The organism is Frankia sp. CcWB3 (assembly GCF_977927595.1).
In genome coordinates this window covers 1-20,181 of sequence record NZ_CDWRCK010000050.1, presented here as the reverse complement: position 1 = coordinate 20,181, position 20,181 = coordinate 1, and the positions used below count along the sequence as shown (strand labels likewise).

The 20,181-nt window shown below is 72.6% G+C and carries 17 protein-coding genes and 1 riboswitch; of the genes, 1 reads left to right on the top strand and 16 read right to left on the bottom strand.

Annotation, left to right across the window (positions count from 1 at the left end; translation table 11 throughout):
- Window positions 1-680: 680 nt before the first annotated feature.
- The 6 genes from ribH to fmt form a co-directional block, all read right to left on the bottom strand.
- Window positions 681-1,163, bottom strand: a complete 483-nt coding sequence (gene ribH / locus ACY5KJ_RS06315; protein WP_462186897.1) for a 6,7-dimethyl-8-ribityllumazine synthase — start codon at window positions 1,161-1,163, stop codon at window positions 681-683.
- A complete protein-coding gene (locus ACY5KJ_RS06310; protein WP_462202967.1) occupies window positions 1,160-2,626 on the bottom strand; it encodes a bifunctional 3,4-dihydroxy-2-butanone-4-phosphate synthase/GTP cyclohydrolase II in 1,467 nt (488 codons plus the stop codon). Before ACY5KJ_RS06310 ends, ribH begins: the two co-directional genes overlap by 4 nt.
- Window positions 2,623-3,321 carry a riboflavin synthase gene (locus tag ACY5KJ_RS06305; RefSeq protein WP_462186074.1) on the bottom strand — a complete coding sequence of 233 codons (699 nt, stop codon included), beginning with the start codon at window positions 3,319-3,321 and terminating at the stop codon, window positions 2,623-2,625. The genes ACY5KJ_RS06310 and ACY5KJ_RS06305 overlap by 4 nt, the downstream gene beginning before the upstream one ends.
- A gap of 127 nt (window positions 3,322-3,448) precedes the next feature.
- A riboswitch (FMN riboswitch) is annotated at window positions 3,449-3,578 on the bottom strand.
- A gap of 69 nt (window positions 3,579-3,647) precedes the next feature.
- On the bottom strand, window positions 3,648-4,358 hold the full coding sequence (gene rpe / locus ACY5KJ_RS06300) for a ribulose-phosphate 3-epimerase (RefSeq protein WP_462186073.1): 711 nt from the start codon (window positions 4,356-4,358) through the stop codon (window positions 3,648-3,650).
- 33 nt (window positions 4,359-4,391) lie between these two features.
- The gene (locus ACY5KJ_RS06295; RefSeq protein ID WP_462186072.1) at window positions 4,392-5,867 is read right to left on the bottom strand and encodes an RsmB/NOP family class I SAM-dependent RNA methyltransferase; all 1,476 of its coding nucleotides are present in this window, start codon (window positions 5,865-5,867) and stop codon (window positions 4,392-4,394) included.
- Window positions 5,864-6,904 carry a methionyl-tRNA formyltransferase gene (gene fmt, locus ACY5KJ_RS06290; RefSeq protein ID WP_462202966.1) on the bottom strand — a complete coding sequence of 347 codons (1,041 nt, stop codon included), beginning with the start codon at window positions 6,902-6,904 and terminating at the stop codon, window positions 5,864-5,866. The genes ACY5KJ_RS06295 and fmt overlap by 4 nt, the downstream gene beginning before the upstream one ends.
- Window positions 6,905-6,944: 40 nt before the next feature.
- On the opposite strand from fmt, the gene ACY5KJ_RS06285 reads away from it, so the two are divergent.
- Window positions 6,945-7,127 carry a hypothetical protein gene (locus tag ACY5KJ_RS06285; protein WP_462202965.1) on the top strand — a complete coding sequence of 61 codons (183 nt, stop codon included), beginning with the start codon at window positions 6,945-6,947 and terminating at the stop codon, window positions 7,125-7,127.
- A gap of 92 nt (window positions 7,128-7,219) precedes the next feature.
- Here ACY5KJ_RS06285 and ACY5KJ_RS06280 read toward each other — a convergent pair whose 3' ends face one another.
- From ACY5KJ_RS06280 to ACY5KJ_RS06235, 10 genes are all read right to left on the bottom strand, one after another.
- Window positions 7,220-9,415 carry a primosomal protein N' gene (locus ACY5KJ_RS06280; protein ID WP_462202964.1) on the bottom strand — a complete coding sequence of 732 codons (2,196 nt, stop codon included), beginning with the start codon at window positions 9,413-9,415 and terminating at the stop codon, window positions 7,220-7,222.
- Window positions 9,416-9,582: 167 nt separating this feature from the next.
- A complete protein-coding gene (metK, locus tag ACY5KJ_RS06275) occupies window positions 9,583-10,779 on the bottom strand; it encodes a methionine adenosyltransferase (protein WP_462186069.1) in 1,197 nt (398 codons plus the stop codon).
- A gap of 41 nt (window positions 10,780-10,820) precedes the next feature.
- Window positions 10,821-12,158 carry a bifunctional phosphopantothenoylcysteine decarboxylase/phosphopantothenate--cysteine ligase CoaBC gene (coaBC, locus tag ACY5KJ_RS06270; protein WP_462202968.1) on the bottom strand — a complete coding sequence of 446 codons (1,338 nt, stop codon included), beginning with the start codon at window positions 12,156-12,158 and terminating at the stop codon, window positions 10,821-10,823.
- A 48-nt stretch (window positions 12,159-12,206) separates the two neighbouring features.
- Window positions 12,207-12,491 (bottom strand): DNA-directed RNA polymerase subunit omega, encoded by a 285-nt coding sequence (gene rpoZ, locus ACY5KJ_RS06265; RefSeq protein WP_462186068.1) that lies wholly within the window; start codon window positions 12,489-12,491, stop codon window positions 12,207-12,209.
- A gap of 138 nt (window positions 12,492-12,629) precedes the next feature.
- Window positions 12,630-13,175 carry a guanylate kinase gene (gmk, locus tag ACY5KJ_RS06260; protein WP_462186067.1) on the bottom strand — a complete coding sequence of 182 codons (546 nt, stop codon included), beginning with the start codon at window positions 13,173-13,175 and terminating at the stop codon, window positions 12,630-12,632.
- 244 nt (window positions 13,176-13,419) lie between these two features.
- On the bottom strand, window positions 13,420-13,737 hold the full coding sequence (gene mihF / locus ACY5KJ_RS06255; protein ID WP_462186066.1) for an integration host factor, actinobacterial type: 318 nt from the start codon (window positions 13,735-13,737) through the stop codon (window positions 13,420-13,422).
- A gap of 227 nt (window positions 13,738-13,964) precedes the next feature.
- Entirely contained in the window at window positions 13,965-14,789 is an 825-nt protein-coding gene (gene pyrF, locus ACY5KJ_RS06250; RefSeq protein WP_462186065.1) for an orotidine-5'-phosphate decarboxylase, read from the bottom strand.
- Window positions 14,786-18,241, bottom strand: a complete 3,456-nt coding sequence (gene carB / locus ACY5KJ_RS06245) for a carbamoyl-phosphate synthase large subunit (RefSeq protein WP_462186064.1) — start codon at window positions 18,239-18,241, stop codon at window positions 14,786-14,788. The genes pyrF and carB overlap by 4 nt, the downstream gene beginning before the upstream one ends.
- Window positions 18,238-19,434, bottom strand: a complete 1,197-nt coding sequence (carA, locus tag ACY5KJ_RS06240) for a glutamine-hydrolyzing carbamoyl-phosphate synthase small subunit (RefSeq protein WP_462186079.1) — start codon at window positions 19,432-19,434, stop codon at window positions 18,238-18,240. Before carA ends, carB begins: the two co-directional genes overlap by 4 nt.
- Window positions 19,435-19,469: 35 nt before the next feature.
- Window positions 19,470-20,181, bottom strand: a 712-nt coding sequence (locus ACY5KJ_RS06235; RefSeq protein WP_462202963.1) for a PH-like domain-containing protein, incomplete at its 5' end; no start/stop codon positions are given.

Sequence of the window (20,181 nt, the reverse complement as noted above, 5' to 3'; positions counted from 1 at the left end):
GGGGCCGGTGGCATGGGAGTGGGCGGCGGGCCTGCCGTGCTCCCGCGCCCCCCGGAGGGGCCCCCCGTCCGACCGGCACCGGGCTCCGAACGGGTCACGCCCGGACGTGACCGGATGGGACGACGGGTAACCAGAGCGTTACGGGGCGTCTGAGGCTCGGTCAGTCGTAGGCCGAGCAGCGAGATGGGGCGCGCGTCCCCGCCACCACCCGGTTCGGTCGCGCCGGGATCCCGCCGGCCGGGCCCGGCCGCGATCCGTTCCCCGACCTCCGGATTCCCTCCGACCGGGCCGGTCGACGCCGACGTCTCGTCACCGTTCCAACTCCCACCGTGACTTACCATCCGCGCCACCCCGCCCCCATGTGTACCGGCCGACGGGACCTCCTCCGATCCCACCGCGAAGTATGACGCCAGAGCGCAAGGGCACCGATACGACGTGAGACCACAGTCTCGTGTAACCGGCCGTCCCGACAAGAGCACCGGACTGATCGGGACAGACTGATCGGGACAGCCGGAATCAGAGCCACGAGCAGCGAACACACCACCGGCACACCCGATCCACTTCGAATCGCCATGTGACGGCAACACCATACCGAGAGCATGTCACGCGGACGGATCGGCCTCGCACCGTGCGTGTGAACTCCTGATGCGGAACGTTCCGGCCAGTGACGGCGTGGGAGCTCAGCCGGCGAGTTCCAGATCGCGCAGCACCGCGGCGGTGCCCAGCGCGGCCAGGGTCGCCTCCCGGCCCTTGTCCTCGCTGGACCCGGGCAGCCCGGCGCGGTCCCGGGCCTGCTCGACGGTGTCGCAGGTGAGCACGCCGAAGCCGACGGGGACGCGGGCGTCGAGGGTGACGCGGGCGAGCCCCGCGGTGACGAACTGACAGACGTAGTCGAAGTGGGGGGTGCCGCCCCGGATGACGACACCGAGGGCGACGACGGCGTCATGCCGCGCCGCCAGCGCGGCGGCGATCACGGGAAGCTCGACCGCACCGGAGACCCGCACGACGGTGGGTGCCGTCGCGAGGCCTGTATCCTTCGCGGCGCGCAGCGCGCCAGCAAGCAGCGCATCGGTGATCTCGGCGTGCCATCGGGTGGCGACCACCGCCAACCGCATGCCCGCGACGGGCGGAAGCACCTCCGCGGGAGCCCCGAGGCCGCTCACAGACCCTCCCCCTCGGCACAGTCGGCCCCGGCGGGCGTACCCGGGCCCGCGCCGCCCGCGATGGCCGTGCAGCCGGAGGTGACGGGCACCCTCGACGCCCCCGGGATCCAGCGCGAGCCGGCCGGCTCGTCCTCGCCCACGGCCCTAGGCAGATCGGACATGCCGGGTAGACCCGGAAGGCCGGGCAGACCGGGAATGACGTGTCCCATCCGGTCCCGCTTGGTGGTCAGGTAGCGCAGGTTCTCCGGCGTCTGGGTGACCGGCATCCCGATAAGTTCGACGATGCGCAGGCCGTAACCCTCCAGCCCGGCCCGCTTCGTCGGATTGTTGGACAGCAGCCGGAGGCCGCGCACGCCGAGGTCGACCAGGATCTGGGCTCCGGTGCCGTAGTCGCGGGCGTCGGCCGGCAGGCCCAGCGCGAGGTTGGCATCGACGGTGTCGTGGCCGGCGTCCTGCAGCTGGTAGGCCCGCAGCTTGTGCATCAGGCCGATGCCCCGGCCCTCGTGGCCCCGCATGTAGAGCACCACCCCGCGCCCCTCGGTCGCGATCATGCGCAGTGCCGCGTCGAGCTGGGTTCCGCAGTCGCAGCGCCGGGAGCCGAAGACGTCCCCGGTGAGGCATTCGCTGTGCACCCGGACCAGCACGTCCTCGCCGTCACCGAGCTCGCCTCGGATCAGCGCGATGTGTTCGACGCCGTCGAGGATGTTGCGGAACCCGACCGCCCGGAACGCCCCGTAACGCGTCGGAAGCGATGCCTCCGCGACCCGCACCACCTGCTTCTCGGTCCGCCGACGGTAGGCGATAAGATCGGCGATGGAGATCAGTAGCAGCCCGTGCTCGCGGGCGAACTCGGCGAGCCGGGGAAGCCGGGCCATCGTCCCGTCGTCGTTCACGATCTCGCAGATCGCACCGGCCGGCCGCAGCCCGGCGAGCCGGGCGAGGTCGACCGCGGCCTCGGTGTGGCCGGGGCGGCGCAGCACCCCGCCATCCTTGGCGCGCAGCGGGAAGATGTGGCCCGGCCGGCTCAGGTCGCCGGGCATGGTCTGCGGGTCGGCCAGCAACCGGATGGTGCGGGCCCGGTCGGCGGCGGAGATCCCGGTGGAGACGCCGTCGCGGGCGTCCACGGTGATGGTGAACGCGGTGCCCATCCGCTCGGTGTTGTGCGGGACCATCTGGTCCAGTTCGAGCCGGTCGGTGTCGGCGGCGTCCATCGGCACGCAGATCACACCGGAGGTGTACCGCGTCATGAACGCGACCAGCTCGGGTGTGGCGGCCTCCGCCGCGAAGATCAGATCACCCTCGTTCTCCCGGTCGGCGTCGTCGACGACGACGAGCGGGCGGCCGGCGGCGATCTCGGCGAGCGCGTCCTCGATGGCGGCGAACCGCACGTCGGCATAGCCGGCGGGAAGGGCACCGGCGGGAAGGGTGGCCGTCGAGGAGGCGCCGGCCGCGGATGTCGTCATCGGTGTCGTCCGTTCGGTTCGATGGGGCCGGCATGCAGCTTCTCGACGTACTTGGCCAGCACGTCGACCTCGATGTTGACCAGGGAACCCGGCACGCGGCAACCCAGCGTGGTCAGTGCGAGCGTGGTGGGGATCAGGCTGACCGTGAAGGTGGCCGGTGAGTCGCCACCGGCCGGCGAGATGTCGACGACGGTCAGGCTCACCCCGTCCACCGTCACCGAGCCCTTCTCCACGAGGTAGCGGTCGAGCCCCTCGGGGAGCGCGATGCGCACGAGCTCCCAGCCCTCACCGGGCTGCCGGTCGAGGACCGCGCCGACGCCGTCGACGTGCCCCTGGACCAGGTGGCCTCCCAGCCGGTCCGCCAGCCGGACGGGACGTTCGAGATTCACCCGGTCACCGACGGCGAGCTTCCCGAGAGAGGAACGCACCAGCGTCTCCCGCATCACGTCAGCAGTGAACGCCGACGGGCCGTCCGTTGTGCCGGGTGGGCCGCCGGCCGTACCGGTCTCGGCGCCCCCGTCGAGCCCCGGGCGGGCGAAGGAGGTCACCGTGAGACAGACACCGTTGACGGCGATGGACGCGCCGTGACTCACATCACCCAGAACCGTCTGACAGGCGATGGTGAGTGCCGCCGACTCCGACCGCGCATCCACCGCGGTCACCACGCCGAGTTCCTCAACGATGCCGGTAAACATCCGACCCGTGCCCCTCGCTCCCGGGCACCCGCACCCTGGGCGAGGAGAAACCACGCGGGACCACGCCGGCACGCTCACGCCGGCACGCGCCCGCGAGCAGTCAACGACCACCACGGGCACTCGGCCCGCGCGCATCCTCCCATCCGGACTTTAACCGTCGGTCCCGGAATTCCACCGGGTCAGCCGTCCCAGTACCTGCGGACGGGTCGCGGACTGTCACCGCCGGTTCGGAGTTTCACCGACCCCGGAGCGCGCGTGCTGTTGGTTGTACTGCCTCAAGTCTGGCATATGAAGCCGCCGGACGCCGGTGAAGCCGCCGGACGCGGTCACGCCGGCCCAACCGCCGAGCGTGGCGCGGGCGGGGACAGCCGGAGCGCCGCCCGCAGCGCCTGCTCACGCAGCCGCTCGACGGCCTGGCCCGGATCGGCCGCCCCGAAGACGGCCGTGCCGGCGACGAACACGTCCACACCCGCCACCGCGGCCCGTTCGATCGTCTCGGCGTTGACCCCGCCGTCAATCTGCAGCCACAGGTCCAGCCCACGGGCGTCGAGCAGGCGCCGGGCGGCCTCGATCTTCGGCAACACCTCGGTCATGAACGTCTGACCGCCGAAACCCGGCTCGATGGTCATCAGCAGCAGCAGGTCGAACCGGTGCAGGTCGTCGAGATAGTGCTCGATCGGGGTGTTCGGCTTCACGGCGAGGCCGGTGCGGGCCCCGGCCGCCCGGATCGCCCTGGTGGTGCGGGGCAGGTCGGACACGGCCTCGGCGTGAATGGTGACGTTCGCCGCGCCGCGCTCGGCGTACCCGGCCGCCCAGCGGTCGGGATCGTCGATCATGAGATGACAGTCGAGCGGAGTATCCGTCACCGCGCGCAGGGCCGTCACCGTGTCCGGCGCGAACGCCAGGTTCGGGACGAAGTGGTAGTCCATCACGTCAACGTGCAGCCAGTCAGCCTGCCCCTCGACCGCCAGGGCCGCGTCGGCGATCCGGCCGAAGTCGGCGGCGAGCAGGCTGGGGTAGATCTGCGCGGTGGCCATTTCGCGAGGGTATCGGCTCCCGGGTCCGACGCCTCAGCTGTCGACCCGGCGCAGCAGGGCGACGAACATCGCATCCGTGCCGTGGAGATGCGGCCAGAGCTGGACGAACGGGCCGTCACCGAGCCGGTCGACCTCCGGCAGGGTCAGGCGGGCATCGAGGATGGAGGTGTCGGCGCGTTGTCCGGCCACGCCACGCACCACCTCGACGCTCTCAGCCGGGTGCGGGGAACAGGTCGCGTACGCCACCACCCCGCCCGGGCGGACCAGGTCGAGCGCGGCAACGAGCAGCGCACGCTGGAGCGGGACGAGCGCGGCCACATCGGCCGCGGTCCGCCGCCACCGGGCCTCCGGCCGACGCCGCAGTGCTCCGAGGCCGGTGCAGGGGACGTCGACCAGCACCCGGTCGGCCCCATCGGGCCGCAGCGGCGCCGCCCGGCCGTCGGCGCGCACCGTCCAGGCCCGCGCCGCGCCGCCCAGGGACCGGGCCACCATGGCCGCCCGGGTCGCCCGGGGCTCGACCGCGATCAGGGCCGGCCTGTCCGGTGGACCCAGCCTGTCCGGCAGACCCAGCCTGTCCGATGAGGCGGAGCCGCCGAGCAGCGCGGCGAGCAGGGCCGCCTTCCCGCCGGGACCCGCGCACAGGTCGACGGTCAGCCCGAGGTCGCGGCCCACCGTCGCCGCGCGGGCCAAGGCCAGGGTGACGAGCTGGCTGCCCTCGTCCTGCACGGCGGCCGCGCCCGCGGCCACGGCGGGCAGCCCCACCGGGTCCCCGCCGTCGAGGCGTACCGCATACGGCGAATAGGAGCCGGGCCGGGCGGTCAGACCTGCTTGCGCGGCCTCAGCGAGCAGCTGGTCACGGTCCACCCGGCCCGGGCGGGCGACCAGGTGTACCGCGGGTCGGGCGTCGTCTGCCTCCAGCGCGGCGCGGGTCGCCGTGAGGTCGCCGGCCAGGGCCTCCGCGACGACCTCGACGATCCAGCGGGGATGCGTCGTCACGACCGCCAGGTGACCGACAGGGTCGACGTCGAACTGCGGCGCGGACAGCATCGTGGCGAGATCGCCGCCGGTCTCGGCTACCCGGGCGGCCACCCGACGCAGCACGGCGTTCGCAAAGCGGACCGGACGCTCGCCGCTCGTCGTGCGGACCAGCTCGACGGTGCTGGCCACGGCCGCGCGGGCCGGGACCCTGGTCCGCAGCAGCTGGTAGGCGCCCAGGCGCAGCGCGTCGCGCACCGGCGGGTCGATGGTGTGGACGGGTCGGCTCGTCGCCGTGTCGAGCACCCCGTCGAGGGTTCCCTGCGCGCGCAGGGAACCGTAGGCGAGCTCCGTGACGAACCCGCGGTCCCGGGCGGACAGTCCGCTGCCCGCCAACAGGGACGGCAGCAGCAGGTTGGCGTAGGAGCCGCGCTCGTCCACCGCCCGAAGCACCTCCCAGGCCAGCAGCCGCGGCCGGTCGACGCTTGACCCTGGCCGGGGCCCACGGGTGCCCGGCGAACCGGCCGATCTCACGACGTTCCTCCACTGACTGGCATCGCGCCGGCCGGGCCACCGCTGCCGGCGCCGGCAGCGGTCCGTGCGCCGATCTCGCCGAGGGTCTCCCCCTCGGCGATCCGGACCCCGCGGGCCCAGGCGGCGGCCGCCATCGGGCCTCGTCCCTCGGGACGTACCTCGCCGAGGAGCACCGGGCTTGTGCCCGTGCCGACCGCCACGTCCCCGCCGGGGAGCACCATGATCTGACCCGCCGGCAGCCCGGCGGGCATCGCTACCGGCCCGGCCGACCGACCGGGCACCGCACCGAGGCGCACCGGGCCGATCTTGAGCCGCCGGTCGCGGAACGTCGTCCAGGCTCCCGGCGCGGGAGTGGCGGCCCTCGCCAGCCGATCCACCGCGATCGCCGGCTTCGTCCAGTCGATCCGGGCCTCCTCGACGGTCAGCTTCGGCGCGAAGGAGATCCCCTCGGCGGGCTGGGCCACGGGCCGTACCGTCCCGTCGGCGATGCCGTCCATCACCGCGACCAGCAGCCCGGCGCCGGCCTCGGCGAGCCGGTCCAGCAGGTCACCGGAGGTATCCGTCGGCCGAACCCGCTCGGTGAGGACACCGTAGACCGGACCGGAGTCCATCGCCGGTTCGATCTGGAAGACGCTCGCGCCGGTCAGGTCGTCCCCGGCGAGCAGGGTGCGCTGCACCGGAGCCGCCCCGCGGTAGGCCGGCAGCAGGGAGAAGTGCAGGTTCACCCAGCCGTGGCGGGGAATAGCGAGCGCCGCAGGCGGTAGCAGCGCGCCGTAGGCCACCACCGGGCAGCAGTCGGGCCCGAGGCCGGCAAGCGTGGCCAGGAACTCCGGGTCCCGGGGCCGGTCCGGGCTCAGCACCGGGATGCCGGCCTCGTCGGCCAGGACGTGGACGGGGGGCGGCTTCACCTTCCGCCCCCGCCCGGAGGGCCGATCGGGCCGGGTGACAACCGCGACCACGTCATGGCGCGGGCTGTCGATCAACGCCCGCAGGCTGGGCAGAGCCACCGCCGGGGTACCGGCGAAAACAAGACGCATACGCGAAGCACCGATCCGTCGCGACGTCATTGCCGACGCCGTGACCGTCTCCGGGGGTCATCGATCCGAGGTGTCCGACCGGGCCGGGACCATCCCGCCGTTCTCCGGCCGGGAGTACGGGCTGACGTCCACAGGCCTGTCGCCGCCGACGACCGTACCCCGCCGGCGCTCGGAGGTGGCGGACAGCCGCGGTCCGGGCCGGGCCCGCGACCGGGGATCATGAGCCATGGCGCGAAGCCGGCCGTGGTGTGCGGGGCCACGCCAGGCGGTACGAACCAGACCACGCCGGCGCTACCCGAGGACCACCTGCCGGCGCTACCCGAGGACCAGGGGGTCGAGCTGGATCCGTAACCGGCCGGTGGTTCGCCGGGTCGCGAGGACGCCGCGAGCGGATCGCAGCGAGGCCGCCAGGGCCGCGCCGCGCTCGCGCCGGACCCGGATCAGGACCCGTTCGATCTCCTCGGGGCCGGAGGTGGCGCTGTCGGGGCCGCGCTGCCCGGCGCCCACGGCGGACGGATCGCCCTGGTTCGCGCCGTCGAGAACGGCCCGCGCGGACGGTGCGGGGGGCAGCGGTACCGGCCCGAGCACATCGGCGCCGTCGGGAAGCTCGACGGCGGCCAGCAGCTCCGCGACCGCCGCGGCGGTGCCCGCTACGGACGCCATCCGGGTCGCCGGCGGGAACCCCAGCTCCGCCCGCTCGTCGGCCTCCCGGGCGACGAACGTGCCGGGATCCCAACGGACGAGCGCCTGGACCGGCCCGAGTCCGGCGTCGGCCGCGACGATGGCCCGCCCCCCGCGCGCGGCGGGCCGGGCGAGCGCGGCGGCGGCGGTCCACCGGCGCAGAGTCTCCTCCCCCGCACGCAGGTCGGGACGGCCCAGCAGAGCCCAGCCGTCGAGGAGCAGCACCGCCCCATAGCCGCCGTCCGCCACGGGCTCCGCCCCCGGGGTCGAGATGACGAGGGCCGGTTCGGCGGGCACGGTGGCGAGCACCCCGTCCCGGCCGGAGGTGCGGACCGGGACGCCGGGAAAGGCCCGCCCCAGTTCCTCCGCCGTACGACGATCTCCCGTCACCGAGGCGCGCAGCCGCGGGCCCGAACAGGACGGGCAGTGCCAGACCGCCGCGGCGACCGGACGGCCGCACCACCGGCAGGAGAGCGCACCACCGCCCGCCGCCCGGCCCAGCGGCCCCTGACAGCGCGGGCACCGGGCGGGCCGCCGGCAGGCCGCGCAGGCCAGTGACGGCTGATATCCCCTCCTCGGCACCTGGACCAGTACCGGCAGACCGGCCGCCAGCGCATCCCGGGCGGTCCGCACCGCGAGGGAGGGCAGCCTCGCCGCCCGGGCTGCGGGATCACGGGCGTGTTCGAGGTCGGAGCCGGTGGCCTCGGCCCGGGGAGCCAGCGCGCGTACCTGCTCCCGGGGCAGCACCACCGGGTGCGCCCACCCCGTGCGCACCAGCGCCTCGGCATCCGTCGACGGGCAGAACCCGCCGATCACGAGCGCGCACCCCTGGAGCCGGGAGCGCAGGACGGCGACGTCTCGGGCGTGCGGGTACGGGGCCAACGGCTCAGCATGCAGGTCGTCACCGTCATCCCACACCACCACCAAGCCGAGCTCGGCCACGGGCGCGAACATCGCCGCGCGGGTACCCACCACCGCCCGCGCCTGTCCGCGGCTGACCGCGAGGAACGCGCGATACCGCCGGGCCGGGCCTAGATCGGCCCGCAGTGCGATGGTGGTCTCCCGACCGACCGCGGCGACCATCGCTGCCTCGACCCGATCGACATCACGATGATCGGGTACGACGACGAGTACGCCGCGACCGGACGCCGCCGTAGCGGCGGCCGCGGTGGCAATCATCTCCGGCCAGGCGGGGCCGGGCGGGGCCCACCAGACCGCCCTCGGTGACCTGCCCGCAGCCAGGGCGGTGAGCATCGACGGACCCGTGGGATAGCGGCCCCACTCGCCGGGTTCCGGCGGCACAGCCTCAAGCCCCGGCGGCACAGCCTCAAGCCTCGGTGAGACAACCTCCGCCCGGCCGTGGCGGGGAGGCACGGCGAGCCGGAGGACGTCGGCCAGCGTGCCGGCGTAACGATCGGCAACCGCGCGGGCGAGTTTCGCGACGGACTCGGACAGCACAGGCTCCGGCGAGATCGACCGGGCCAGCGGCGCGAGCTGACCGGAATGGTCGGAACTCTCGCGACGCTCCAGCACGAACCCGTCGACCAGCCGGCCCGCGAACCGGACCCGGACCCGGGACCCCGGCACCGCCAGGTCAGCCAGGTCCGCCGGCACGAGGTAGTCGAAGGGGCGGTCGAGATGGGCGAGCGGAGTGTCGACGGCAACCCGCGCCACCGGCAGCCGCGCGGCGAGCGGCCGCGGCGAACCGGGACCCGCGGAGCGCGAAATTCCCGACCGCGAAGCCCCTGACCGCGAAGCCCCCGACCGGGCACCCCCCGGGCCGGCCGCTGACGGGCTGAGGCCGGGGAGGGTGCCGGGGTGCTCGGTCATGACGGCATTCGTACCAGCCGCCTACGACATCCTCCGACCCCGTTCATCCTCCGACCCCGTTCCCTCGCCGGGACGGCGACCGGCGGGACACGACCTCCCCGATCTCCCGATCCGCTCCCGGGACCCGCGTGGCAGGGGTCCCGCGGGGGCGGGAGACGAGCGTCGGGTCAGCCCTTGACGGCGCGCTGGAGAGCCTCGGCGCGTGCGGTGGACTCCCAGGTGAAATCGAGCTCGGGGCGACCGAAGTGGCCGTAGGCGGCCGTCTGGGCGTAGATCGGCCGCAGCAGGTCCAGATCCCGGATGATCGCTGCGGGACGGAGGTCGAACACGCTCGTCACCGCGTCCTGGATCTGGATGTCCGGGACGGTTCCGGTGCCGAAGGTCTCCACGAACAAGCCGACCGGCTGCGCCTTGCCGATCGCGTACGCCACCTGGACCTCACAGCGGCTGGCGAGACCCGCGGCGACGACGTTCTTGGCGACCCAGCGCATCGCGTACGCGGCGGAGCGGTCGACCTTGGACGGGTCCTTGCCGGAGAAGGCGCCACCGCCATGGCGGGCGTAACCGCCGTAGGTGTCGACGATGATCTTACGGCCAGTCAGGCCGGCGTCACCCATCGGGCCGCCGATCTCGAACCGGCCGGTCGGGTTGACCAGCAGCCGGCGCCCCTCGGTGGCGATCTCGAGCAGGGCCAGCTCCGGCTCGACGACGTACTCGGCGATGTCCGGCGCGAGCAGGGTGTCCAGATCGATATCGGCGGCGTGCTGGGAGGAGACGACGACCGTGTCGAGCCGGGCCGGCTTCCCGTCGACGTACTCGATGGTCACCTGGGTCTTACCGTCCGGGCGCAGGTAGCCGACCTGGCCCTCCTTGCGGACCGCGGACAGCCGCCTGGCGAGGCGGTGCGCCAGCGCGATCGGCAGCGGCATGAGCTCAGGGGTCTCGTCGCAGGCGAACCCGAACATCAGGCCCTGGTCGCCGGCGCCCTGCCGGTCGAACTCGTCGTCGGCGGAACCCTCGACGCGGGTCTCGTGCGCCGTGTCGACGCCCTGGGCGATGTCCGGGGACTGCGCGCCGATCGACACGCTGACGCCGCAGGACGCGCCGTCGAAGCCCTTCTTGGAGGAATCGTAACCGATCTCCAGGATGCGCTCGCGGACGACGGAGGCGATGTCGACGTAGGTCTTTGTGGTGACCTCGCCGGCGACGTGGACCTGACCCGTCGTGATGAGTGTCTCCACGGCGACCCGGCTCTTCGGGTCATCCTTGATCATGGCATCGAGAATCGAGTCGCTGATCTGATCGGCGATCTTGTCCGGATGCCCCTCGGTGACGGACTCGGACGTAAACAGGCGCGTCGCCACTGGACTAACCCCCTGGGTGATCCGGTTGATTCCGACGAAGCTTACCGAGGTGCCGCGAGGGGTACACGCAGCGCCTCGGCGGGCGTTCCATCGGTCCGATCGGCCGTAAGGCCGACCACGAGGTCGAGGATCCGATGCGCGAGGAGGTCCTTGCTCGTGCGCTCGATGGCCGTCTCGCCACCGCGGGGGTCCAGTACCACGGCGGCGTTGTGTTCCACCTCGAATCCGAGGCCGGCGCCGACCTCGTTGACCACGAGCAGGTCGACCGGCTTGCGCGCCAGTTTGGCCCGGGCGTGGTCGAGTACCCCCCCGCCGGGGCCGCCGGTCTCGGCGGCGAAACCGACGAGAACCTGACCGGGCTGGCGGTTCGCCAGCAGCTCGGCCAACACGTCGGGATTCGCCACGAGCGGGATGGAGCCCGGGGCCGCAGACTCCTTCTTGATCTTGTAGGCCTGTGGCGCCCCGGGGCGGAAGTCGGCGACCGCGGCCGCCATGACGACCACGTCCGCCGAGGGCGCGACCTCGTGGACCCGATCGCGCAGCTGCGCCGCGGAGGTGACCGGGATCGTGCGGGCGCCGGCGACCTCGGGCAGCGCGACGTTCGCCGCCACCACCGTGACGGAGGCTCCCCGCGCCACGGCCGCCCTGGCCACGGCGTACCCCTGACGGCCGCTCGAGGCGTTGCCGAGGAACCGGACGGGGTCGAGGTACTCCCGGGTGCCGCCGGCCGTGACCAGGACATGTCGGCCGGCCAGATCGGGCCGCACCCCGGCCGCGCCCCGGGCCAGCACCGCCATGCCGAGCGCGGCGATCTCCGCCGGCTCCGGCAGGCGGCCCGGACCCGAGTCGGCGCCGGTCAGCCGGCCCACCGCCGGCTCGGCCACCACCGCTCCCCGCGCCCGCAGGGTCGCCACGTTCGCCCGGGTGGCCGGGTGCTGCCACATCTCGGTGTGCATCGCCGGCGCGTAGACGACCGGGCAGGTCGCCGTCAGCAGGGTGCCGGTGAGCAGGTCATCGGCGCGCCCGGCGGCCGCGCGGGCCATCAGGTCCGCGGTGGCCGGCGCGACGAGGACGAGGTCGGCCTCGCGGCCGATCCGGACATGGGCGACCTCGTCCGCGTCGTCCCACACGTCCGTGGTGACCGGGTTCCCCGACAGCGCCGCCCAGGTCGTCGCGCCGACGAACCTCAGCGCCGACGGCGTGGGCACCACCCGGACCTCGTGGCCGGACTCGGTGAACCGGCGGAGCACCTCCACCGCCTTGTAGGCGGCGATGCCGCCCGCCACACCGAGCACGACCCGGGGACGCCGAGGGCCGGGCCCGGTGCCGGACGGCCCGGTGCCGGACGGCCCGGTGCCGGATCGCTCAGCGTCGAGCATCTCAGCGTCAGGCATCTCGGCGTCGGGCATCTCGGTCATCGTCCTATATCAGGAGACCGGCGGGAGGCTGTCGGTGACGGTCTCGTGGGTGAGCAGGCCGGCGTTGATCTCACGCAGCGCGATCGACAGCGGCTTCTCCTGCGCGTTGGTCGTCTCGACCAGCGGGCCGACGTACTCCAGCAGACCCTCACCGAGCTGCGAGTAGTAGGCGTTGATCTGACGAGCTCGCTTCGCCGCGTAGATGACCAGGCTGTACTTCGAGTCGGTCGCCTCGAGGAGCTCGTCGATGGGGGGGTTGGTGATGCCTTCGGGATGGGCGACGGTACCGGCCACGATGTCCTTCCGGAATGGGACGTCCGAGGCGGCTGCGCCGTCCGGACAGTGCAGAGCGCAGGCTGCGCGGGGCAGGGCGGGCTGCGCGGAGGAGGCTGTACGGAGATGTCGGCTGCGCGGGCGACCGGTGGGCCGGACCTACGAGCCGATCATCAATGCTACCAAGCGGGCCGCCGCGGACCGCACGTCGTCATTCACGATCACGTCGTCGAACTCCGTCTCGGCCGCGAGTTCGATGCGCGCCCGGTCCAGCCGGCGGGCGATGACCTCGGGTGACTCGGTCCCCCGACCGGTCAGCCGACGGACAAGCTCGTCGAAGGTGGGCGGGGCGAGGAAGACGAAACGGGCCTGTGGCATCGCCGAGCGCACCTGCCGGGCGCCCAGCAGCTCGATCTCCAGCAGGCAAGGCACACCTGCGGCGAGCCTTTCGAGAAGCGGGCGGCGGGGGGTGCCGTAGGCGTGTCCGGCAAACATCGCGTGCTCGACGAACTCCCCGGCTTTGACCATCCGGGCGAACTCCTCGGCGTCGACGAAGTGGTACTCGACACCGTCGGTCTCACCCGGACGCGGTGGCCGCGTGGTGGCACTGACCGAGACCCAGACCTCGGGGTGACGTTCCCGGACTGCCGCGACGACGGTGCCCTTCCCGACTCCGGACGGCCCGGACAGCACTGTAAGACCCACGGGCACCACGATAGGACCTCTCGGTCAGTCGGCGCGCACGGTCATCAGTCCCCGAAGGACACGAGGACGGGACTGGTTTCCCAGGGACGGTCGGATCGGGGGAGGTAAAGAATGCCGCCCCCGATCCGACCGGAAGGAAGGGCGACATCGCCGGAAGAATGTGAGTGACGCCACCCTCCCGTCAACGCCGCTACCCGCCGTAACCATGATCCGGGTTGGCGGAGTGGTTTCCCACCCCACCGGATCAGGCCATGCCGAACTCCTCGAGGAGTGCGGCACGCTGCTTGGCGCCGAGTCCCCGCAGCCGGCGGGTCGGACTGATCCCGAGCCGTTCCCGGATCTTCTGGGCGCGTACGCGCCCCACTCCGGGAAGCGACTCCAGAACAGCCAAAACCTTCATCTTGCCGACGACCTCATCAGCCTCGGCCTGTTCCAGGACGGCGGCCAGAGTGGTCTCCGCCTTCTTCAACCGCTCCTTGAGTTCCGCACGCTGCTTACGAGCCAACGCTGCTTTCTCGAGGGCGGCGGCCCTCTGCTCGGGCGTTAGGGGCGGCAGGGGCACGGGTACGCCTCCTCAATTCGGTGATCGCGCCGCGCAAACTAGCGAGGAAGGGGCTCCTCAGTCCAGCCTTGGCCATAACACTCTGATGCGAACATATTGTCAGCACAAGAGAAGGCTTTGACGGACGAAAGGGGTGGCCCACTCGTGCCGCACCCTTTCGGTCTACGGCGGCCCCACCGTACCGCTTCGTACCGCACCAGGACGAACACACCCTGGTCCCCTCGGCGTCACAGCAGGTCAACAACCCTGCTGGCAGCGCCGAGACCTGCGGCGACGGCCCTCGCGGCGACCCCGGGATCGGGCGCACCGGTGATTGGGCGACCCACCACGACCAGGTCAGAACCCCCCACAAGGGCAGCTTCCGGCGTCGCGGTTCGGGCCTGATCGCCGGTTTCCGCCCCCCCCGGTCGCACTCCTGGGGTGATGAGAGTCACATTGCTACCAAGCTCCATACGGACCATTCGCACCTCCCGCGGACTGCACACGAGGGTGCGCGCACCGGCTTCGACCGCAAGCACGGCAAGCCTGCGGACGGCGTCGGAAGGGGGGCCGGCGAGCCCGATCGCGCTGAGCGCCGCCACATCCAGCGAGGTGAGTACGGTCACGACGGCTACCTCGACATCCGGGGCCGCCTCGATCGCCGCACGTATCATCGCCGCCCCCCCAGCCGCATGCACGGTCACGAAACGAGGGCCCAACGGGGTGATTGAGCGCATTCCCCCGGCGACCGTGGCGGGAATGTCGTGCAGTTTGAGATCGAGGAACAACTCCGGGGCGCTTCCGGCGCCGCCCGCGGCGTGCGTCGCGCCGCCGGCCCCGGCGAGCACGCCGGCCGCGCGCAGCGCCGTCACGATTGCCGGGCCCTCCCGGTAGAACAGCTCCAGACCGATCTTTAGCACGGCCGCGGTGGGGGCGACCGCGGCAGCCCAGCGCAGCGCGGTCGCGGCGTCCGGGGCATCCAGCGCGACCGCCAGCGGCGCCCGGCCCCGCGGCGGGGTGAAGCGGGGCGCGGCGGCACTCCTCCCGTCGGAGCTCCTCCGGCCGGCGCTCATCTGCTCGTCCTGGCCGCCGGTCCGAGTGCGGCAGACTCGGGCGCCACAGACTCAGGCGCCACAGACTCAGGCGCCACAGACTCAGGCGCCACAGAGCCGGAGGATCCGGGCGGCGAGCCGCCCGGTTGTCCCCCGCCCCACGCCTGCCGCAGCGCCGCGTGGTATTCCTGCAACGATCGGACCCCCAGCTCCCCCCGTACCATCGCTTCCACGCCCTGAACACAGGCCGCCGCACCCTGGATCGTGGTGATGCACGGAACCCCGGCACTCACGCAGGCCGTGCGGATCTCATAGCCGTCCAGGCGCGGGCCGACGCCCCACGGGGTGTTGATGACGAGGTCGATCTGCCCGGATGTGATCATCTCGACACAGTCGAGTAGCCCCTCGGTGGGGGCCCAGTGCTTACCGAGGACGACCGCCTTAACCCCGTTGCGCCGCAGCACGTCCGCGGTCCCCTCGGTGGCGTAAACGACAAAACCGAGATCCGCGAGCCGCTTGATCGGAAAAACCATCGCCCGTTTGTCCCGGTTGGCCACGGAGACGAACACCCGGCCGTAGGTGGGCAGCGAGGCGTATGCGGCGGCCTGAGACTTGGCGTAGGCTGTACCGAAGCCATCATCGATGCCCATCACCTCACCGGTCGACTTCATCTCCGGCCCGAGGACGGTGTCGACGCCGCGGCCACCGGCGTCCCGGAAGCGCCCGAAGGGCAGCACGGCCTCCTTGACCGAGATGTGCGAGTCCAGCGGCAGGGTGCCGCCATCGCCGGAGCGCGGCAGCAGGCCCTCGGCCCGCAGCTCGTCGATGGTCGCGCCGAGCATCACCCGGGCAGCGGCCTTGGCCAGCGGCACCGCGGTGGCCTTGGAGACGAACGGCACGGTCCGCGACGCCCGGGGATTGGCCTCCAGGACGTAGAGCACATCGGACTGCAGGGCGTACTGGACGTTGAGCAGGCCCCGCACCCCGACGCCCTTCGCGATCGCCTCGGTGGACGCCCGGATACGGTCGAGCTCCGAACGGCCCAGCGTGATCGGCGGCAGGACGCAGGCCGAGTCGCCCGAATGGACCCCGGCCTCCTCGATGTGCTCCATCACCCCGGCGAGGTAGAGCGTCTCCCCGTCGTAGAGGGCGTCGACGTCGATCTCCACCGCGTCGTCGAGGAACCGGTCGACGAGCACCGGATGTTCCGGGGAGATGGCGGTGGCCCGATCGATGTAGTCGCGCAGCATCGTGTCGTCATAGACGATCTCCATGCCGCGCCCGCCGAGCACGTAGGACGGCCGCACCAGCACCGGGTACCCGATCCGCTCGGCCACCGTGCGCGCCTCGGCGAAAGAGGTCGCCACCCCGTGCGGCGGCGAGGGCAGGCCCGCCCGGGCCAGCACACGCCCGAACAGCCCGCGGTCCTCAGCCAGATGGATCGCCTTCGGCGGGGTGCCCACGACGGGCACGCCCGCCTCGGCCAGCGCCGCGGCGATGCCGAGGGGGGTCTGCCCACCGAGCTGGACGATCACCCCGGCGAGCGGCCCGGCCTGCTGCTCGGCGTGGACGACCTCGAGCACGTCCTCGACCGTCAACGGCTCGACGTAGAGCCGGTCGGCGGTGTCGTAATCGGTGGACACCGTCTCCGGGTTGCAGTTGACCATGACGGTCTCATAGCCGGCGCCGGAGAGCGCCATCACCGCATGGCAACAGGCGTAGTCGAACTCGATGCCCTGGCCGATGCGGTTGGGCCCGCTGCCGAGCACGATCACCCGCGGCCGTTCGCTCGGCGCGACCTCGGTCTCGGCGTCGTAAGCGGAGTAGTGGTACGGGGTCTCGGAGGCAAACTCCGCCGCGCAGGTGTCGACGGTCTTGAACACCGGCCGGATGCCGGTGCGGTGGCGGAACGCCCGGACCACGTCCTCGGAGGTGCCGAGGATCTCGGCGAGCTGGGCGTCGGAGAACCCGGCTCGCTTGGCCCGCCGGATGCCCGCCGGATTGCGGCTGATCGTCGCCGCGGTCTCGTTGAGGAAGACGAGCTGGTCGACGAACCACGGGTCGATCCCGGTGACCCGGGTGACCTCGTCGGGATCCGCGCCGGCGAGCAGCGCCTGCTGGACGGTACGCAACCGGCCGTCGTGGGGAACCCGCGCGGCTTCCAGCAGGTCGGCGGCGTCCGCCTCGGGCGGGACGAAGGAGAACACCGAGCCCGGGGCCTCCATCGAGCGCAGCGCCTTCTGCAGCGCCTCGGCGAAGCTGCGGCCAACCCCCATCGCCTCGCCGACGGACTTCATCGTCGTCGTGAGCGTCGGGTCGGCACCGGGGAACTTCTCGAACGCGAACCGCGGCACCTTCACCACGACGTAGTCCAGCGCCGGCTCGAAGGCCGCGGGCGTGGTGCGGGTGATGTCGTTGGGGATCTCGTCGAGGGTGTACCCGAGCGCGAGCTTCGCCGAGATCTTCGCGATCGGGAAGCCGGTCGCCTTCGAGGCCAGGGCCGAGGACCGCGACACCCGGGGGTTCATCTCGATGACCACCTGCCGGCCCGTCGCCGGGTCGACGGCGAACTGGATGTTGCAGCCGCCGGCGTCGACGCCGACGGCCCGCATCACCGCGATCGCCATGTCCCGCATGCGCTGGTACTCGCGGTCGGTCAGGGTCATCGCCGGCGCCACCGTGATCGAGTCGCCGGTGTGCACCCCCATCGGGTCGACGTTTTCGATCGAGCAGACCACGACCACGTTGTCCGCGCGGTCGCGCATCAGCTCGAGCTCGTACTCCTTCCAGCCGAGGACCGACTCCTCCACCAGCACCTCGGTCGACGGGCTCGCGGCCAGTCCGTCCGCCGCCATCCGGCGCAGCTCGCCGGAATCATGGGCGAAGCCGCTGCCGGCGCCGCCGAGGGTGAAGCTGGGTCGCACGACCACCGGGTAAGAGAACTCCTCCCCGGCGGCCAGGCACTCGGCGACGGTGTGGCAGATGGCGCTGCGCGCGGTCTCGCCGCCGACCGCGGCGACGATGTCCTTGAACGCCTGACGGTCCTCCCCGGCGCGGATCGCGTCGATGTTCGCGCCGATCAGACGGACCTCGAAGCGGTCCAGGACACCGGCGTCGTGCAGGGCGACGGCGGTGTTCAGCGCGGTCTGGCCCCCCATGGTGGCGAGGATCGCGTCGGGCCGCTCCCGTTCGATGATCTTCGCGACGATGTCCGGGGTGATCGGCTCGACGTAGGTCGCGTCCGCGATCCCCGGATCGGTCATGATCGTCGCCGGGTTGCTGTTGACCAGGATGACCCGCAGGCCCTCCGCGCGCAGCACCCGGCAGGCCTGGGTACCCGAATAGTCGAACTCGCACGCCTGGCCGATCACGATCGGCCCGGAGCCGAGGACCAGGACACTGCTCAGCCTTTCCCGCGGATCGCTCGCTGCGCTCCTGACCCGCGGGGACCCCTGGCTCGTCGAACCACTCATCGTTCACTCCCGACAGATCTCTCGCCACGCTCCCGGGTGTCCGCCATCAAAGCGCGGAACCGCTCGAACAACGAGGAGGCATCATGCGGCCCCGGCGCGGCCTCCGGATGGAACTGCACGCTGAAGGCCGGCACGTCCAGACACTCCAATCCCTCGACGACGTTGTCGTTGAGGCCGCGGTGGCTGACCACCACCCGGCCGAACGGGGTGTCGGTCACCCCGGTCAGCGGCGCCCGCACGGCGAACCCGTGGTTCTGGCTGGTGACCGCGATCCGCCCGGTCGCCATGTCCCCGACCGGCTGGTTCACGCCGCGGTGGCCGTAGGTGAGCTTGTACGTCTCGAAGCCGAGAGCGCGGGCCAGCAGCTGGTGCCCGAAACAGATCCCGAACACCGGGACACCGGCCCGCAGCACCGTCCGCAGCGCGTCAACCGCGTAGTCCGCCGCCGCCGGGTCGCCGGGACCGTTCGACAGGAACACCCCGTCCGGTTCGAGCGCCAGCAGCTGTTCGCCGATGGTGCGGGCCGGCAGCACGTGCACCTCGCAGCCCAGCGCGGCCATGGCGGCCGGCGTCGCGCGCTTGATGCCGAGATCGAGCGCGGCGACTTTGAACAGCGCGGCGCCCGCCACCGCCTCCACCACATAGGGGGTAGGGGTGGAGACCCGGGGCGCAAGATCCGCGCCGAGCATCTCCGGGGAGGCGCGGACCCGGTCGAGCAGGGCGTCGAGCGCCGCCGCCCGCTCGCCGTCCGCGCCGGAACCCGGGCCCGTGCCGACCGGGCCACCATCGGCGTCGGCGTCGGCGTCGAGCACGCTGCTGATCCCGCACCGCATCGAGCCGAGCTCACGCAGGTGACGGGTCAGCGCCCGGGTGTCAATCCCGCTGATCCCCACCACGCCGGCCGCGGCCAGCTCGTCGTCAAGCGTGCCCCGGGCGCGCCAGTTGGAGGCCCGCCGGGCGGGGTCACGCACGACGAACCCGGCGACCTGGATCCGCTCGGACTCGTAGTCCTCGTCGTTGACGCCGGTGTTGCCGATGTGCGGGGCGGTCATGATGACGACCTGGCCGTGGAACGACGGATCGCTCAGCGTCTCCTGGTAGCCGGTCATCCCGGTGGAGAACACGGCCTCGCCGAAGGTCTCGCCGATCGCCCCGTACGCCTCGCCGACGAAGCTGCGACCGTCCTCCAGCATCAGGACCGCTCGCGTCGGCGTCGTGGTGGGAGTGCTCACCGATCCTCCTTCAGCCTGTTGACCTCACCGAGCGGTGAGGTCAACGGGTCAACCGACGACCAGCCGGGGTCAGACTGATCAAGCTGTCCCGGGTGCACCCACCCGGGGCCCGATCCCGGATCCGCCGGCCGCTGATCGGGATGGCGCGAGTCGGGGCGGCGCGGGTCGGGGTGACCCTCATCCGGGTGTCGCCGATCGGGGAGTCGCTGGTCCGAGCGCCACCGCTCCGCGTAGGGCCGCCGGTCGGCGGGCACCGCCTGCTCGCCGCGGGCCTGGGCCCGCTCCCCCCGGGAACGCAGCCGAGGGCCGGTCCGGATCGCCGGCATCTCCTCGGTCGGCTGTCCGGAACCCGGTCGCTGCCCGGGCCGGCCCACCGTCCCGGGGCCGGGCGCGATGGCCCGCCCGCGGATCCGCGGGCGGATCCGCGGTACCGCGTGCGGTGAGGTGACGTCGCCCGGTGCCAGATGCGCGGGCGGGGGGCCGATCAGGTCGTGGACGGCGCGCACGACCTTGGGCTGACGGGCGCGGTCCTCGCCACGGAAACCGGTCTCCAGCTCGTGCCCGCCGAACGACCACGCGATGACGATCAGACGCCCGGGAGCGGAAACCTTGCCGGCGTGCGCCCGCTCCAGCCGGGCACCGCGGACGGCCTCGCGCGGGATCCAGAACGCCTCCCCGGGGCGGTCCACCCGCACCCCGGTCTCGTAC

Coding starts and splice junctions, on each gene's coding strand:
- pyrF (WP_462186065.1), bottom strand. CDS start 14,789: ATGAGCGCCGGCCGGAGGAGCTCCGACGGGAGGAGTGCCGCCGCGCCC.
- ACY5KJ_RS06305 (WP_462186074.1), bottom strand. CDS start 3,321: ATGTTTACCGGCATCGTTGAGGAACTCGGCGTGGTGACCGCGGTGGAT.
- rpe (WP_462186073.1), bottom strand. CDS start 4,358: ATGGCCACCGCGCAGATCTACCCCAGCCTGCTCGCCGCCGACTTCGGC.
- carA (WP_462186079.1), bottom strand. CDS start 19,434: ATGCTGGAGGACGGTCGCAGCTTCGTCGGCGAGGCGTACGGGGCGATC.
- fmt (WP_462202966.1), bottom strand. CDS start 6,904: ATGCGTCTTGTTTTCGCCGGTACCCCGGCGGTGGCTCTGCCCAGCCTG.
- coaBC (WP_462202968.1), bottom strand. CDS start 12,158: ATGCTCGACGCTGAGCGATCCGGCACCGGGCCGTCCGGCACCGGGCCG.
- carB (WP_462186064.1), bottom strand. CDS start 18,241: ATGAGTGGTTCGACGAGCCAGGGGTCCCCGCGGGTCAGGAGCGCAGCG.
- ACY5KJ_RS06280 (WP_462202964.1), bottom strand. CDS start 9,415: ATGACCGAGCACCCCGGCACCCTCCCCGGCCTCAGCCCGTCAGCGGCC.
- ACY5KJ_RS06310 (WP_462202967.1), bottom strand. CDS start 2,626: ATGACGACATCCGCGGCCGGCGCCTCCTCGACGGCCACCCTTCCCGCC.